This is a genomic window from Burkholderia sp. S-53 (genome assembly GCF_025560745.1).
Classification (GTDB): Bacteria; Pseudomonadota; Gammaproteobacteria; order Burkholderiales; family Burkholderiaceae; genus Burkholderia; species Burkholderia pyrrocinia.
In genome coordinates this window covers 2,066,451-2,082,388 of sequence record NZ_CP090483.1, presented here as the reverse complement: position 1 = coordinate 2,082,388, position 15,938 = coordinate 2,066,451, and the positions used below count along the sequence as shown (strand labels likewise).

The 15,938-nt window shown below is 67.0% G+C and carries 13 protein-coding genes; 11 read left to right on the top strand and 2 right to left on the bottom strand.

The genetic code is table 11. The features are described 5' to 3' along the window. Positions 1-12: 12 nt before the first annotated feature. The 6 genes from hflC to LXM88_RS14530 all read left to right on the top strand — a co-directional run bounded on the left by hflC (position 13) and on the right by LXM88_RS14530 (position 6,656). Positions 13-912, top strand: coding sequence for a protease modulator HflC (gene hflC / locus LXM88_RS14555; protein WP_262531982.1), 900 nt, complete (start codon positions 13-15; stop codon positions 910-912). Between the two features lie 36 nt (positions 913-948). After that, the gene (locus LXM88_RS14550) at positions 949-1,140 is read left to right on the top strand and encodes a DUF2065 domain-containing protein (protein WP_006478685.1); all 192 of its coding nucleotides are present in this window, start codon (positions 949-951) and stop codon (positions 1,138-1,140) included. Positions 1,141-1,253: 113 nt separating this feature from the next. Then, on the top strand, positions 1,254-2,402 hold the full coding sequence (locus LXM88_RS14545) for an ATP phosphoribosyltransferase regulatory subunit (RefSeq protein WP_262531960.1): 1,149 nt from the start codon (positions 1,254-1,256) through the stop codon (positions 2,400-2,402). Positions 2,403-2,515: 113 nt separating this feature from the next. Beyond that, positions 2,516-3,862: an adenylosuccinate synthase gene (locus tag LXM88_RS14540; RefSeq protein WP_262531959.1), complete on the top strand. Its 1,347-nt coding sequence runs from the start codon at positions 2,516-2,518 to the stop codon at positions 3,860-3,862. A gap of 6 nt (positions 3,863-3,868) precedes the next feature. Continuing rightward, positions 3,869-4,465 (top strand): phosphoribosyltransferase, encoded by a 597-nt coding sequence (locus LXM88_RS14535; protein WP_174383095.1) that lies wholly within the window; start codon positions 3,869-3,871, stop codon positions 4,463-4,465. A 274-nt stretch (positions 4,466-4,739) separates the two neighbouring features. Next, positions 4,740-6,656 carry a potassium transporter Kup gene (locus LXM88_RS14530; RefSeq protein ID WP_262531958.1) on the top strand — a complete coding sequence of 639 codons (1,917 nt, stop codon included), beginning with the start codon at positions 4,740-4,742 and terminating at the stop codon, positions 6,654-6,656. A 269-nt stretch (positions 6,657-6,925) separates the two neighbouring features. On the opposite strand, the gene LXM88_RS14525 is transcribed toward LXM88_RS14530, so the two are convergent. Then, positions 6,926-9,250, bottom strand: coding sequence for a Tex family protein (locus LXM88_RS14525; RefSeq protein WP_262531957.1), 2,325 nt, complete (start codon positions 9,248-9,250; stop codon positions 6,926-6,928). A gap of 160 nt (positions 9,251-9,410) precedes the next feature. Between LXM88_RS14525 and LXM88_RS14520 the strand changes: the two genes are divergently transcribed. From LXM88_RS14520 to LXM88_RS14510, 3 genes are all read left to right on the top strand, one after another. Next, positions 9,411-10,163, top strand: a complete 753-nt coding sequence (locus LXM88_RS14520) for a hypothetical protein (RefSeq protein WP_262531956.1) — start codon at positions 9,411-9,413, stop codon at positions 10,161-10,163. Between the two features lie 76 nt (positions 10,164-10,239). Continuing rightward, a complete protein-coding gene (locus LXM88_RS14515; protein WP_262531955.1) occupies positions 10,240-10,455 on the top strand; it encodes a YdcH family protein in 216 nt (71 codons plus the stop codon). A 55-nt stretch (positions 10,456-10,510) separates the two neighbouring features. Next, positions 10,511-12,763 (top strand): ATP-dependent DNA helicase, encoded by a 2,253-nt coding sequence (locus LXM88_RS14510; protein ID WP_262531954.1) that lies wholly within the window; start codon positions 10,511-10,513, stop codon positions 12,761-12,763. Positions 12,764-12,884: 121 nt separating this feature from the next. Here LXM88_RS14510 and LXM88_RS14505 read toward each other — a convergent pair whose 3' ends face one another. Next, positions 12,885-13,709 carry an outer membrane protein assembly factor BamD gene (locus LXM88_RS14505; protein ID WP_262531953.1) on the bottom strand — a complete coding sequence of 275 codons (825 nt, stop codon included), beginning with the start codon at positions 13,707-13,709 and terminating at the stop codon, positions 12,885-12,887. Between the two features lie 41 nt (positions 13,710-13,750). Here LXM88_RS14505 and LXM88_RS14500 point away from each other — a divergent pair, with 41 nt between their 5' ends. After that, positions 13,751-14,959, top strand: coding sequence for an RluA family pseudouridine synthase (locus LXM88_RS14500; protein ID WP_262531951.1), 1,209 nt, complete (start codon positions 13,751-13,753; stop codon positions 14,957-14,959). A gap of 6 nt (positions 14,960-14,965) precedes the next feature. After that, complete coding sequence (gene pgeF / locus LXM88_RS14495; protein WP_262531949.1) at positions 14,966-15,805, top strand: peptidoglycan editing factor PgeF; 840 nt, start codon at positions 14,966-14,968, stop codon at positions 15,803-15,805. Positions 15,806-15,938 lie beyond the last annotated feature (133 nt).

Below are 15,938 nucleotides of genomic sequence, written 5' to 3'. Positions count from 1 at the left end.
GGAGCGCAGAACATGAACCGAATCATTGCGCTTGTCGTCGCAATCGTGATCGTTGCCTTCGCGGCGTCCTCGACGGTCCTGACCGTCGATCCGCGCCATACGGCCGTGCTGTCGGGGCGCGACGGCGCGCAGCCCGAACTCGCCGGCCCCGGCATCCATTTCAAGCTGCCGCCGCCGCTGCAGACGGCCACGCTGATCGACACGCGCCTGCAATCGCTCGAGTCGTCCGATCCGCTGCAACTGGCAACGGAAGACAAGCACGACCTGCTCGTCGCGTACGCGGTGAAGTACCGGATCAGCGATCCGCTGAAATATTTCACGGCGACGGGCGGCGATCCGGCGGCCGCGACCGAACGTCTGGCCGGCGCGCTGAAGAGTGCACTCGGCGACGCGTTCGGCAAGCGTGCGCTCGACGACGCCCTCGGCGGCCAGCGCGCGATCGCCGATGCGGCCCGCGATGCGGCGAAGGCGAAGGCGTCCGGTTTCGGCGTCGACGTGGTCGACGTCCAGTTGATGCGCGTCGACTTGCCCGCCGCGCAGGCGGACGCCGTCTATCAGCGGATGATCGGCGCGTTGCGCGATCAGGCGGCGCAGGTGCGTGCGGAAGGCGCGGCCGATGTCGAGCAGATCAAGGCCGACGCCGAACGCGAACAGCAGGCCGTGCTCGCGAACGCGTATAAATCCGCGCAGACGATCAAGGGCGAGGGCGACGCGAAGGCCGCGACGATCGCCGCCGATGCGTTCGGCCGCGATCCGCAGTTCTATCAGTTCTACGCGAGCCTGCAGGCCTACCGGAACACGTTCAAGCGCAACGACATCATCGTCGTCGATCCCGACAGCGAGTTCTTCCGCTTCATGCGCAGCCCGACGGGCGGTGCCGCTCCGGCCGCGCCTGCTCCCCGCAAACATTGACCTTGGGGCGCCGCGTCGAGCGGCGCCGTCGCTCGCATGGACCTGGCTGGCTCGTTGTTGCTCGCAGTAGCGCTGATGCTGATCATCGAGGGGGCGTTCCCCTTCGTGTTTCCCGTCGCCTGGCGCGACACGTTTCGTAGAATAGCTGAGCGGCCGCCGCATCATATCCGGATCGGCGGGCTGATCGTGATGGTGCTCGGGCTCGTGCTGCTGCTGCTGGCCACCTGACCGGAAACCTGATCCGGACGGCGCATCCGCCGTTCGTCCCGCCCGATTTCGAATTTCCGATTCACATCGCGGCGCGCGTGTCGCGCGCTGTTTCCCGTCGTAGGACCGTACCGATGTCGACCTGGTTACTTCCCGAGAATATCGCCGACGTACTGCCGTCGGAAGCGCGCAAGATCGAGGAGCTGCGCCGCAGGCTGCTCGACCGCTTCCGTTCGTACGGTTACGAAATGGTGATGCCGCCGCTGCTCGAGTATCTCGAATCGCTGCTGACGAGCGGCGGCACCGATCTGCGCCTGCGCACCTTCAAGCTGGTCGACCAGCTGTCGGGCCGCACGCTCGGCCTGCGCGCCGACATCACGCCGCAGGTCGCGCGGATCGACGCGCACCTGTTGAACCGTCAGGGCGTGACGCGCCTCTGCTATGCGGGCCACGTGATGCATACGCGCCCGCGCGGCCTGCACGCGACGCGCGAGCAGATCCAGATCGGCGCCGAAATCTATGGGCATGCCGGGCTGGAAGCCGATCTCGAAATCCAGCAACTGATGCTCGACGCGCTGCATCTCGCGGGCCTGTCGCGTATCCGCCTCGACCTCGGACACGCGGGCGTGCTCGCGGCGCTGCTGGCGCGCGACGCGCAGGCTGCCGAGCGCGGCGAGTCGCTGTACGACGCGCTGTCGGGCAAGGACGTGCCGCTGCTGAACGAGCTTACCGACGATCTCGGCGCCGATACGCGCGCGGCGCTGCGCGCGTTGCCGAACCTTTACGGCGACGCGAGCGTGCTCGCCGAGGCGCGCGCACGCTTGCCGGTGCTGCCGGAAATCACACGGGCGCTCGACGACCTGGCGCAGCTCGCCGCGCAGGCGAAGGGCGTTGAAGTCGCGATCGACCTCGCTGACCTGCGCGGCTACGCGTACCACAGCGGTGCGATGTTCAGCGCCTACATCGACGGCGTGCCGAATGCGATTGCGCGCGGCGGCCGCTACGACCACGTGGGCCAGGCATATGGCCGTGCGCGTCCGGCAACGGGCTTCTCGCTCGACCTGCGCGAGCTCGCGCGAATCTCGCCGGTCGAGGCGCGCGGCACCGCGATCCTTGCACCGTGGGCGCAGGACGACGCGCTGGGTGCGGCCGTCGCGACGCTGCGCGATGCGGGCGAGGTCGTGATCCAGGCGCTGCCCGGCCACGACCACGTGCTCGACGAGTTCGCATGCGACCGTTCGCTCGTCGAGCGCAACGGTGCATGGGTGGTCGAACCCCGATAATCAGGCGTTCGCGGGCCGTACTTCGGCGTGCATATCGTTGAAGCGAAACGGAAAAATTCGGAATCGCCCGCGAACATAGGTAGAATACGTTTTTAACCAGCTAACGAATCAACATGTCTGCCAGCGCAGTGAACGTGACTCCCGGGCGCAATGTCGTCGTCGTGGGAACTCAATGGGGTGATGAAGGCAAGGGCAAGATCGTCGACTGGCTGACGGACCACGCTCAGGGCGTCGTGCGTTTCCAGGGCGGCCACAACGCCGGCCACACCCTCATCATCGGCGGCAAGAAAACGATCTTGCGCCTCATTCCGTCGGGCATCATGCGTGAAGGCGTAGCCTGCTACATCGGCAACGGCGTCGTCCTGTCCCCCGAAGCACTGTTCAAGGAAATCGGCGAGCTCGAAGAGGCCGGCGTGAACGTGCGCGACCGTCTGTTCATTTCCGAAGCCGCGACGCTGATCCTGCCGTACCACATCGCGATCGACCAGGCGCGCGAAGCGCGCAAGGGCGCGGGCAAGATCGGCACGACGGGCCGCGGTATCGGCCCCGCGTACGAAGACAAGGTCGGCCGCCGCGCGCTGCGCGTGCAGGACCTGTTCGACGCGAAGACCTTCGCCGACCGCCTGCGCGAAAACCTCGATTTCCACAACTTCGTGCTGACCCAGTACCTGGGTGGCGCGGCCGTCGACTTCCAGGCCACGCTCGACACGATGCTCGGCTATGCCGACCGCCTGAAGCCGATGGTGGCCGACGTGTCGCGCCGCCTGTACGACGCGAACAACGCGGGCCAGAACCTGCTGTTCGAAGGCGCGCAAGGCACGCTGCTGGACATCGACCACGGTACCTATCCGTTCGTCACGTCGAGCAACTGCGTCGCGGGTGCGGCGTCGGCCGGCGCGGGCGTCGGTCCGCAGAAGCTCAACTACATCCTCGGCATCACGAAGGCGTATTGCACGCGCGTCGGTTCGGGCCCGTTCCCGAGCGAACTGTACGATGCGGACAATCCGCAGCGCCAGGATCAGGTCGGCGTCACGCTCGCGAATGTCGGCAAGGAGTTCGGTTCGGTCACCGGCCGTCCGCGCCGCACCGGCTGGCTCGATGCGGCCGCGCTGCGCCGCTCGATCCAGATCAATGGCGTGTCGGGTCTGTGCATGACGAAGCTCGACGTACTCGACGGCCTCGACGAAGTCAAGCTGTGCGTCGGCTACAAGATCGACGACAAGGATGTGGACATCCTGCCGCGCGGCGCAGCCGATGTGGCGCGTTGCGAGCCCGTGTACGAAACGTTCTCCGGCTGGAAGGAAAGCACGGTCGGCATCAAGACGTGGGAAGCACTGCCGGCCAACGCGCAGGCTTACCTGACCCGCGTCCAGGAAGTGGCTGGCGTGCCGGTCGACATGGTGTCGACGGGCCCGGACCGCGACGAAACGATCCTGCTCCGCCATCCGTTCAAGGTGTAAGCCCAGATGACGCAGCAAATCACGATGACGGCGGCAGACTTGATGACCGATCCGCGCAACGACGACAAGAACCTGTGGGTAGGCTGGGACGAGTATCACCGTCTGATCGAGCTGCTCGCGCTCCAGGTGCACGCATCGGGCTGGAAGTTCGACCAGATCCTGTGCCTCGCGCGCGGCGGCCTGCGCGTCGGCGATCAACTGTCGCGCATCTATGACGTGCCGCTCGCGATCCTCGCGACGAGTTCGTACCGGGAAGCGGCCGGCACCGAGCAGGGCGACCTCGACATCGCTCAGTACATCACGATGACGCGTGGCAATCTCGCGGGCAACGTGCTGCTGGTCGACGATCTCGTCGATTCGGGCGTCACGCTCGCGCGCGTGCAGGAGCACCTGAAGGAGCGTTATCCGGCAGTGACGGCCGTGCGTTCGGCCGTGCTCTGGTACAAGGGCTGCTCGAAGGTCAAACCCGACTATCACACGCAGTATCTGCCGACGAATCCGTGGATTCATCAGCCGTTCGAGGAGTGGGACACGGTTCGTCCGCACAACCTCGAGGCGTGGATCAAGCGCGGTCGCGCGCAGCGCGACGGTTCGGGCGCGTAAGCGGTCGGCCGATCGAACGAAAGCCTTGTACGGCGCCGCTTGCGGCGCCGTTTTTCATTGGGGCACCGTTTGCGCGGCGCGGCGTGCCCTGCGTATCCGGTAGGCAGACGGCGCCGCCCCGGCTATGATGGCAGCCCTGCCACAGCTCGCGCCGGATTGCATGCGCAGCGTGGATCACGTGGTTTCACGGCAACAGAGCAGGGCGGCGTTTCACGGGGGCGCGAGTAGAATAGCGCTCGTTTTGTCCGACCCGGACCCGATTATTACGCTTCATATGAACAACACGATCCACGCGACCGACGCAGCACACGCGCCGCACTCGACGCACCAACACTCGATGCGGGCGCTAGCGATAGCAGCCATCGGCGTCGTGTTCGGCGACATCGGCACCAGCCCGCTGTATTCGCTCAAGGAGGCGTTCAGCCCCGCGCACGGCATCCCGCTGACCGAAGGTTCGATTCTCGGCGTGATCTCGCTGCTGTTCTGGGCAATCATCCTGGTGGTCGGCATCAAGTACCTGTTGTTCGTGATGCGGGCGGACAACAACGGCGAAGGCGGCGTACTCGCGCTGATGGCGCTGTCGCTGCGGCCGCTCGACTCGAAGACCCGCGTCGCGGGTGCGCTGATGGCGCTCGGGATCTTCGGCGCGTGCATGTTCTACGGGGACGCGGTGATCACGCCGGCGATCTCGGTGCTGTCGGCCGTCGAAGGTCTCGAGATCGCGACGCCGCACCTGTCCCACCTCGTGATGCCGATCACGATCGCGATCCTGATCGCGCTGTTCTGGATCCAGCGCCACGGCACTGCGCTGGTCGGCAAGCTGTTCGGTCCGATCATGGTGCTGTGGTTCGTCGTGATTGCGGCGCTCGGTGTGTACCACATCGTGCGCGTGCCAGGCATCATCGCGGCGATCAACCCGTACTACGCCGCGTCGTTCATGTCGGAGCACGTGCTGCAGGCCTACGTCGTGCTCGGCTCGGTCGTGCTGGTGCTGACCGGCGCGGAAGCGCTCTATGCAGACATGGGCCACTTCGGTGCGAAGCCGATCCGCCTTGCCGCGTACGGGCTCGTGATGCCGTCGCTGGTGCTGAACTACTTCGGCCAGGGCGCGCTGCTGATCCAGAACCCGAAGGCAATCGAGAACCCGTTCTTCCTGCTCGCGCCCGAATGGGGGCTGCTGCCGCTCGTCGTGTTGTCGACGGTCGCGACCGTGATCGCGTCGCAGGCCGTGATCTCGGGTGCGTATTCGCTGACGTCGCAGGCGATCCAGCTCGGCTACGTGCCGCGCATGAAGGTGCTGCATACGTCCGATCTCGCGATCGGCCAGATCTACGTGCCGGTCGTGAACTGGCTGCTGCTGTTCGTGATCCTCTGCATCGTGGTCGGCTTCAAGAGCTCCGACAACCTTGCGGCTGCGTACGGCATTGCGGTGACGGCGACGATGGTGATCACGACCGTGCTCGCGGCCGTCGTGATGGTGAAGGTGTGGAACTGGAACCGCCTGCTGGTCGGCGCGATCATCGCGGTGTTCCTCGTGGTCGACCTCGGCTTTTTCGGCGCGAACCTGCTGAAGGTCGCGCAGGGCGGCTGGCTGCCGCTCGGCATCGGCGCGCTGCTGTTCTTCCTGCTGATGACCTGGTACAAGGGACGCCACATCGTCAAGGAGCGCACGGCGGCCGACGGCATTCCGCTCGAGCCGTTCCTGCAGGGGCTGCTCGCGCATCCGCCGCACCGCGTGTCGGGCACCGCGATCTACCTGACCGGCAACGACAAGCTCGTGCCCGTCAGCCTGCTGCACAACCTGAAGCACAACAAGGTGCTGCACGAGCGGACCATTTTCCTGACGTTCGTCACGCGCGACTTTCCTTACGTGCGCGACGACAAGCGCCTGAGCGCGCGCGATGCGGGCGGCGGACTGTACATCGTGAAGGCCGAGTACGGTTTCAACGAGACGCCGGACGTGAAGGCCGTGCTCGAGGAATTCGGCCGCACGCACGACATGACGTTCGAGCTGATGGACACGTCGTTCTTCCTCGCGCGCGAAACGGTCGTGCCGACGCATCTGCCCGGGATGTCGATCTGGCGCGAGCGCGTGTTTGCGTGGATGCATCAGAACGCCGCGAAGCCGACCGACTTCTTCTCGATTCCGGCGAACCGCGTCGTCGAACTCGGTACGAAGATCGAGATCTGACCGGGCGCGGCGCGCGGGCTGTTCAGCCGCGCGCCGTGTCTGTCGACTGCAAGGGCCGGCCGCGATCATTCGCACTGCCGGCCGTCGCTACCGCAAGCGCGAACGCAGCTGCAGCGCGCTGCGTATTCCGCGCAAACCAATCCATCCCGTCCGGTAACCGAATGCGTGCCCGCAGGCGCCAGCGTGCGTCGAGTCGTGTGTGCTCGCGGCGGTCATAAAAAAAGCCCGCCGTGCGGCGGGCTTTTCGTGCGTTGGCGGCTTTCGCGTGCTCAGCGCTTCAGCTTCGCGAATGCCGCGGCCATCGCGCCGGCCGGTTCCGGCTCGCGCGAACGCGGCGGGCGCGCCGCGCCGCGCCCCGCGTTGCCGCGATCCTGGCCGCCGCGCGACGACATGCCGGGCGCTGCCGCATCGTCGTCGAGGCGCATCGTCAGCGCAATGCGCTGGCGCTTCACGTCGACGTCGATCACCTTCACCTTGACGACCTGGCCGGCCTTCACGACTTCGTGCGGGTCCTTGATGAACTTCGTCGACATCGCGGACACGTGGACGAGGCCGTCCTGATGGACGCCGATATCCACGAATGCGCCGAACGCGGCGACGTTCGTCACGACCCCTTCGAGCGTCATGCCCGGCACGAGATCCGACACCTTCTCGACGCCTTCGCGGAACGTCGCGGTCTTGAATTCCGGACGCGGATCGCGACCCGGCTTCTCCAGTTCGGACAGGATGTCGCGCACGGTCGGCAGGCCGAAACGTTCGTCGACAAATTCCGTCGGGGACAGGCCCGACAGCGCGTCACGGTTGCCGAGCACGTCGTCGATGCGCTTGCTGATCTTCGCGAGCATCCGCTCGACGACCGGATAGGCTTCCGGGTGCACCGACGAGCGGTCGAGCGGATTTTCGCCGCCGTTGATGCGCAGGAAGCCGGCGGCCTGTTCGAACGTCTTGTCGCCGAGGCGCGGCACCTTGCGCAGGTGCTCGCGCGACGGGAACGGGCCGTTCGCATCGCGGTAGTCGACGATGTTGCGCGCGAGCGTCGCGTTCAGGCCCGACACGCGCGCGAGCAGCGGGGCCGATGCCGTGTTCGCGTCGACGCCGACCGCGTTCACGCAATCCTCGACGACCGCGTCGAGCGAGCGGGCCAGTTCGCGCTGGTTCACGTCGTGCTGGTACTGGCCGACGCCGATCGCCTTCGGCTCGATCTTCACGAGCTCGGCGAGCGGGTCCTGCAGGCGGCGCGCGATCGACACGGCGCCGCGCAGCGACACGTCCATTTCTGGGAATTCCTTCGCCGCGAGCTCGGACGCCGAGTAGACCGACGCACCGGCTTCCGACACGACGATCTTCTGCAGGCGCAGCTCGGGGTGTTTCGCGATCAGTTCGCTCGCGAGCTTGTCGGTTTCGCGCGACGCGGTGCCGTTGCCGATGCTGATCAGCTCGGCTTGCGTCTGCGCGGCGATGCGCGCGAGTTTCGCGATCGAGCCGTCCCAGTCGCGGCGCGGCTCGTGCGGGTAAATCGTGTCGGTCGCGAGTACCTTGCCGGTGCGGTCGACGACCGCGACCTTCACGCCGGTGCGCAGGCCGGGGTCGAGACCGATCACGGCCTTCGGGCCGGCCGGCGCCGCGAGCAGCAGGTCGTTCAGGTTGCGCGCGAACACGCGGATCGCTTCGGCTTCGGCCGTTTCGCGCAGTTGCGTGAGCAGTTCGTTTTCGATATGCGGCTGCACCTTCACGCGCCAGCACCAGCGGCACACGTCGGACAGCCATTTGTCGGCCGGGCGGTTCTGGTTCGCGATGCCGAAATGGCGCGCGATCATCGCCTCGCCAGGATGCGGCACCTGCGCGTCGAGCTCTTCGCCGAGGCCGAGCTTGACCGTCAGCACGCCCGCGTTGCGGGCGCGGAACAGTGCGAGTGCGCGGTGCGACGGCACCGTCTTGATCGTTTCCGCGTAGTCGTAATAGTCGCGGAATTTCTCGCCTTCCTCGTTTTCCTTGCCCTCGACGACAGCCGACGACACGACGCCCTGGTTGTGCAGGTAGTCGCGCAGCTTGCCGAGCAGCTCGGCCGTTTCGCCGAACTGTTCGGACAGGATGTCGCGCGCGCCGTCGAGCGCGGCCTTCACGTCGGCGACGCCCTTGTCGGCGTCGACATACGCGGCCGCCTCGGCCTGCGGGTCGAGCAGCGGGTTCGCGAGCAGCGCCTGCGCGAGCGGCTCGAGGCCGGCTTCGCGGGCGATCTGCGCGCGCGTGCGGCGCTTCGGCTTGTACGGCAGATAAAGGTCTTCGAGCACCTGCTTGCTGTCGGCCGCATCGATCGCGGAACGCAGTTCGTCGGTCAGCTTGCCCTGTTCGTCGATGCTCGACAGGATCGCCGAGCGGCGATCCTCGAGCTCGCGCAGATACAGGAGGCGTTCCTCGAGCTGGCGCAACTGCGTGTCGTCCAGATTGCCGGTCACTTCCTTGCGGTACCGGGCAATGAACGGAACGGTCGAGCCTTCGTCGAGAAGTTGCACGGCCGCCGCGACCTGGCGCGGCTGGACGGACAGTTCGGTGGCGATGCGCTGTACGATCTTGAGTGCTACGGTTTCCGTCATGTCGTGGATGATCTGCCTGCTGAAATCGCGGCGCGGGCCGGCAGGCCCGGAGCGGCGGGCTGCATGGCGGGCCCGACGGGCCAGATGCCGCGGGTGGGTGAAGCGGGGCATTTTGCCATAAATGACGGAGCGTCCAGCCGGGGGTGATAGAATTTGACACATGTCCCGCAGCTTTCCTACGACGTTGCCAACTTCCCGCATTTCTCTCGTCGCGCTTGGCGCAGCGCTCGCCGCGGCTTTGTCTGCCGGGCCTTCCGGCGCGTTCGCGCAGGCCTCGGGCGCAACCGCGCCGGCCGCCGCCGCAGCCGCGCCCGTTATGTCCGCAGCCGCACCGGATTTCGACGCCCGTCAAAAAGTGCTCAATCAGCGCTCCGCAGAAAACGATTATCGTTATGCGGTGGCCGAGCACGATTGCTACAGCAAGTTCTTCGTCAATCACTGTCTCGGCAAGGCGCGCGACCAGATGCGCGACGAGCGCGCAAGCATCCGCCAGGAACAGCTCGCGCTCGACGACGAGCAGCGTGCGGTGCGCGCGCTGCAGCGCGACCAGCAGCAGGCGCTGAAGCAGGCGCAGAATGCGGCGGAAGCGCCGCAGCGCGCAGCGAACGACGCGGCGAACGCGGCTGCGTTTCGCGACAAGCAGGAGCAGAATGCTCTGAAGCAGGCGCAGCGCGGTGCCGAAGGGCCGCAACGCGCGGCGAGCAAGCAGGCATACGACCAGAAGCAGGCCGACTTCCAGCGCAAGCTCGACCAGGCGCACCAGCAGGCGGCGCAGAAGGCGCAGGAGCGGGCGGACAACGCCGCGCGCTACGAGCAGAAGCAGAAGGAAGCCGCGCAGCACAAGGCCGATATCGAGCGGCGTCAGCAGGAAGCGGCCGAGAAGGCCAAGCAGCAGCAACAGCAGGGGCAGTAACGTGTTGGATTGATCGGGATCAGTCTCGTGCGCGTCGGCACGCCAGTCGGCGCGCTGCTTCGATGAGGAGGCAAACATGCAAAACCGTCTCACGGAACAGCAGCAGGAATTGCACAACCGTTTGGCTGCATTGCAGGAGCAGCACCAGCAGCTCGCTCGGGAGATCGAGCTGAAGGAAGGACACTCCGACATCGACGACATCGCGCTGCACCGGCTGAAGAAGGAAAAGCTGGCAGCCAAGGACAAAATCATCTTGCTGCAATCGCAGCTGGAACCGGATAAGCGCGCCTGAGCGCGGCCTGGCAAGCGCCGGCGCCGCACGGGCGCTGGACACAGGAACGCTTGCCTTGAATTCACCGCTTGAAGCCACCCCCGATGCCCGGCGAGACACATCGTCCGCCGGGCGCGTTCGTGCGCCCGAAGGCACCTTCGAGCTGAGCCGCAAGCGTGTCGACGAGCTCGACACGATCTTCGGCGAAGGCGGATTGCTGGCGCGCGCGCTCGACGGCTATCGGCCGCGTACGTCGCAGATCGAGATGGCGCGCGCAGTCGCGTCCGCGATGGAGGCGTCCGCGCGCCGGATGCCCGAGCCCGAGATCTTCGAGACCCGCAAGCGGCCGGCGCGCCGCCTCGGCGACGGCGACAAAGCGGCCGAACCGGCGGCGGACGATGCCGCGACGGCCGAATCCGATAACGACGCAGGCGACAACACGCTGATCGTCGAAGCCGGTACGGGTACCGGCAAGACCTATGCGTATCTCGTGCCCGCGATGCTGTGGGGCGGCAAGGTGATCGTGTCGACCGGCACGAAGCACCTGCAGGACCAGCTGTTCCAGCGCGACATCCCGACCGTGCGCAACGCGCTCGCGGTGCCGGTGACGGTCGCGATGCTCAAGGGCCGCGCAAACTACCTGTGTCACTACTACCTGCAACGCACGGCCGACAACGGCCGCCTGCCGTCGCGGCAGGACACGGCCTACCTGCAGGAAATCGTCCGCTTCGCGAAGCTCACGAAGAGCGGCGACAAGGCCGAGCTCGCGAGCGTGCCGGAAACGGCGCCCGTGTGGTCGATGGTCACGTCGACGCGCGACAACTGCCTCGGCCAGGAATGCCCGCACTACAAGGAATGCTTCGTGATGCAGGCGCGGCGCGAGGCGCAGCAGGCCGATGTCGTCGTCGTCAACCACCACCTGTTCTTCGCGGACATCATGCTGCGCGACACGGGAATGGCCGAGTTGCTGCCGAACGCGAACACGGTCATCTTCGACGAAGCGCACCAGTTGCCGGAGACGGCGACGCTGTTCTTCGGCGAGACGCTGTCGACGACGCAGATTCTCGAACTCGCGCGCGACACGGTGGCCGAAGGACTGAGCCACGCGCGCGACGCGGTCGAGTGGGTGAAGCTCGGCGGCGATCTCGAACGCGCAGCGCGCGACTTGCGCCTCGCGTTCGCGAACGACCAGATCGTCCGCATGTCGCTCGCCCAGCTTGGCGACGATCACCCGATGTTCGGCGCGCTCGATGCGCTCGAGGCGGCGCTCGACGCGCTTGCATCGGCGCTCGCGAGCCAGGCCGAGCGGGCGGAATCGCTCGGCGCATGCCTGCGGCGCGCACGCGAGCTGCAGGACCTGCTGGCCGGCTGGGTCACGCCCGGCGCGGCGGAAGCGGCCGCGAAGGCCGACGCGGCGGCAGCCGGCGACAAGGCGGCTTCCGACGGCGATCCGAACGAGAAGGTGCGCTGGGTCGAGGTGTTCGCGCATACCGTCCAGTTGCACGAAACGCCGCTGTCGGTTGCGCCGATCTTTGCGAAGCAGCGTGCAGGCGTGCCGCGTGCATGGGTGTTCACGTCGGCGACGTTGTCGGTGCGCGGCGATTTCACGCACTACGCGGCACAGATGGGCCTCAGCTCGCGTCGCTCGATGACGCTCGCAAGCCCGTTCGACTATCAGTCGCAGGGGCTGCTGTATGTGCCGCGCAACCTGCCGCAGCCGTCTTCGCCGGCGTTTACCGATGCCGTGTTCGATGCGGCGCTGCCGGCGATCGAGGCGTCCGGCGGCGGCGTGTTCATGCTGTGCACGACGTTGCGAGCGGTCGACCGGATTGCGTCGAAGCTGCGCGACGTGATCGAGTCGCGCGGCTGGAATACGCCGCTGCTCGTGCAGGGCGATGCGAGCCGAACCGAACTGCTCGATCGCTTCCGCGCGTACGGCAATGCGATCCTGGTCGGTAGCCAGAGTTTCTGGGAAGGCGTCGACGTGCGCGGCGACGCGCTGTCGCTGGTCGTGATCGACAAGCTGCCGTTCGCGCCGCCGGACGATCCGGTGCTGGCCGCGCGGCTCGACGCGCTGACGAAGAAGGGCCTGAGCCCGTTCGCCGTGCATCAGCTGCCGCAGGCCGTGATCACGCTGAAGCAGGGCGCGGGCCGGCTGATTCGCGCGGAGACGGATCGCGGCGTGCTGATGATCTGCGACACGCGGCTCGTCGACAAGCCTTACGGGCGCCGGATCTGGCAGAGCCTGCCGCCGTTCAAGCGGACCCGCGAGATCGCGGTCGTCCAGGACTTCTTCGACGAGCATCGCTCGGACAAGCGCAGCACGTGACGGCATGCGCGGCGCCCGCCGCGCGACCGCAACGGTGCCGCCGGAATGCGGTGCCAACAAAAAACCCGGCTCGATGGCCGGGTTTTTTGTTGGCGCAACGGGTGTTGCGTCGCGCAGCGCTTTAGAACTGCCACCACGACTTCTTCGTGCCGGGGCGCGAATGGCCCGTCACGTACGGGCTGTCGGGGAACGTGCCCGCGAGCACGCGCTTCGTGTCCTCGGCGAGTTGCGGCTGGTTCAGCTTGTCGTACGACAGGATCATGATGTGCAGCGCATCCTCGATTGCCGGCGCGCCCTTGTAGTCCTTGATCGCGAGCTGCGCGCGGTTGATGGCCGCGACATACGCGCCACGGCGGTAGTAGTAGTCGGCCGCGTGCACTTCGTGCGACGCGAGCGCGTTGACGATGTAGCGCATCCGCGCGGCCGCGTCGGGCGCGTACTTGCTCTTCGGGAAGCGGTCGACGACGACCTTGAACGCATCGTACGATTCGCGCAGTGCCTGCGGATCGCGCTCGCTCATGTCCTGGCCGGAGAAGCGGCCGAACAGGCCGAGATCGTCGTTGAAGTGGATCATCCCCTTCAGGTAGTACGCGTACGGGATATCCGGATGATCGGGGTGGAGCTGGATGAAGCGGTCGACGGCCTGGTCGGCGGCTGCCGCTTCGTTGTCCTTCCAGTTGCAGTATGCAACGTTGATCTGCGCCTGTTGCGCGAAATGGCCGAACGGATCGCGACCTTGCAGCGATTCGAAATATTTCGCGCACTTGCCCCAGTCGCCGCCGGACAGTGCGTCCTGGGCCTCTGAGTATAATTTGTTGTTCGACCAGGTAGCCGTCTCGTCCTGCTTCTGCGGCAAGCCGTGGCAGCCGGCGATGAGGGCCGCGGCCGCTACCGCCGCAGCCCGGGCGGCGACGGTTCTGGCCGTACGTTTGGTCGAATTCATCATGCTCGCATGTCCTAGCTTCAAGTCTCGGTGACCCAGTCTAAATGACCCGTTCAAGTTCGCAGAATGCCCAGCCGGGCACACCAAATCGCGAAGATTATAGCCCAAGCGGTCGGCCCGCCGACGCTGCGTCGGGGGATTCCCTCGATGACGATCTGACCGGCGACGCAATGCAACCGCCCGTGGCGCCGTCCGCGGCGGGCGATGACGCGCCGCGCGTCGTCGAAGTGCCGCTGTCGCTCGCGGGCGAACGCCTCGACAAGGCGCTTGCCCAACTGTTCCCCGAATTCTCCCGCAGCCGCCTGCAGAGCTGGATCGAGGCGCAGCGCGTGCTGGTCGACGGCGCACCCGCGAAGATCCGCCAGCCGGTGCCGCTCGGCGCAAAGATCGCGCTCGTGCCCGACCTGCTTCCCGAGCAGCTCGCGTTCACGCCGGAACCCGTGCCGCTCGACGTCATCTACGAGGACGACGCGCTCGTCGTCATCAACAAGCCGGCCGGCCTCGTCGTGCACCCGGCGGCCGGCAACTGGAGCGGCACGATCCTGAACGGCCTGCTGCATCGCTACGGCGACGCGGCGGCCGGCCTGCCGCGCGCGGGGATCGTCCACCGGCTCGACAAGGAAACCTCCGGCCTGATGGTGGTGGCACGCACGCTGGCCGCGCAGACCGACCTCGTGCGCCAGCTGCAGGCCCGGACGGTGAAGCGCCGCTATTTCGCGCTCGTGTGGGGCACGATGCCCGAGGAAGGCACGATCGACGCGCCGATCGGCCGCGATCCGCGCGAGCGGACGCGCATGGCCGTCGTCACGGGCGCGTCGGGCAAGCCCGCGCGCACGCATTTCCGCACGGTTGACACATGCGTGTGGCAACGTCAGCCGGTTTCTGCGATCCAGTGCGACCTCGAAACCGGCCGCACGCACCAGATCCGCGTGCACTGCGCGCACGCCGGGCATCCGCTGCTCGGCGATCCCGTCTACGGGCGGGCGCGCGGCAAGCGCTCGGTCACGCCGCTGCCGGACGGGTTCGCGCGACAGGCGCTGCACGCATGGCGGCTCGGCCTCGTGCATCCGGTCACGGGCAAGGCGATGCAGTGGCGCTGTCCGCTGCCGGACGACATGAACGCACTCGTCGCGGCGCTCGGCTTCGGGCAGGGCGACGAGGAATTCGACGACGACGACGGTGTCTACGACGATGACGATTTCGGCGGCGAGTATCACGACGATGAGCCGTACCTGGACGATGAGGAGGAGTGAGTGCCGATGACGAACCTGGCGCCGTTGACGTGGCAGGACTGCGTGCAGCCCGACTGGCAGGTGTCGCCGCGCGTGCGTGCGCTGATCACGACGCGCGACGGCGGTGTGAGCGAAGGCCCGTACGGGCGTTGGCAGGACGGTGCGGCGCGGGCAGGCGGGATGAACCTCGGCCTGCATACCGGTGACGATCCCGTTCACGTCGCGGCGAATCGCGCGCGCTTGCTCGCGCTGGCAGGCCAGTCGAGTGCGGCGTGGCTCGACCAGGTTCACGGCGCGCAGATCGTGCGCGCGGACGAGGTGATCGCGGCGGCGCCCGCGGCCGCGGCGCCGGTGCGGGCGGACGCGAGCGTCACGGACCGGGCGGGCGCCGTTTGCGTCGTGATGGTGGCCGATTGCCTGCCGGTGCTGCTGTGCGACGCGCAGGGCCGGGCGGTCGGTGCCGCGCATGCGGGCTGGCGCGGGCTTGCGGCCGGGATCGTCGAGCAGACCGCGGCGCGCGTCGCGGCGCTCGCGGGCGGCGCGACGGACTCGCTTCATGCGTACCTCGGGCCGGCGATCGGCCCGCAGGCGTTCGAGGTCGGCGCCGACGTGCGCGACGCGTTTCTCGACACGGCCCCGCAGTCGGAGCATGATGAAACCCGTCGTGCGTTCGTCGCGATCGACGGCACGCCCGGCAAGTTTCTCGCCGATCTCCATGCGCTCGCGCGCCTGCGCCTCGCGCGTGCGGGCGTGGCGCACGTGAGCGGCGGGACAGCCTGTACGGTCACCGAGCCGACGCGCTTCTATTCGTACCGGCGCGACCGTGTGACGGGCCGCATGGCTGCGGCGATCTGGCTGGCAGATTGACGGCATGCGCATGCGCGCATGGTTTTGTTGCGTCGCGAAATCGGGTTATCTCGATATTGAGGCGGCAATGCGGCGTTGCATGCGCAGTTGAATGAAAAATCCCGAAGTCAAGTCGACCAGAATGTTTTATGTT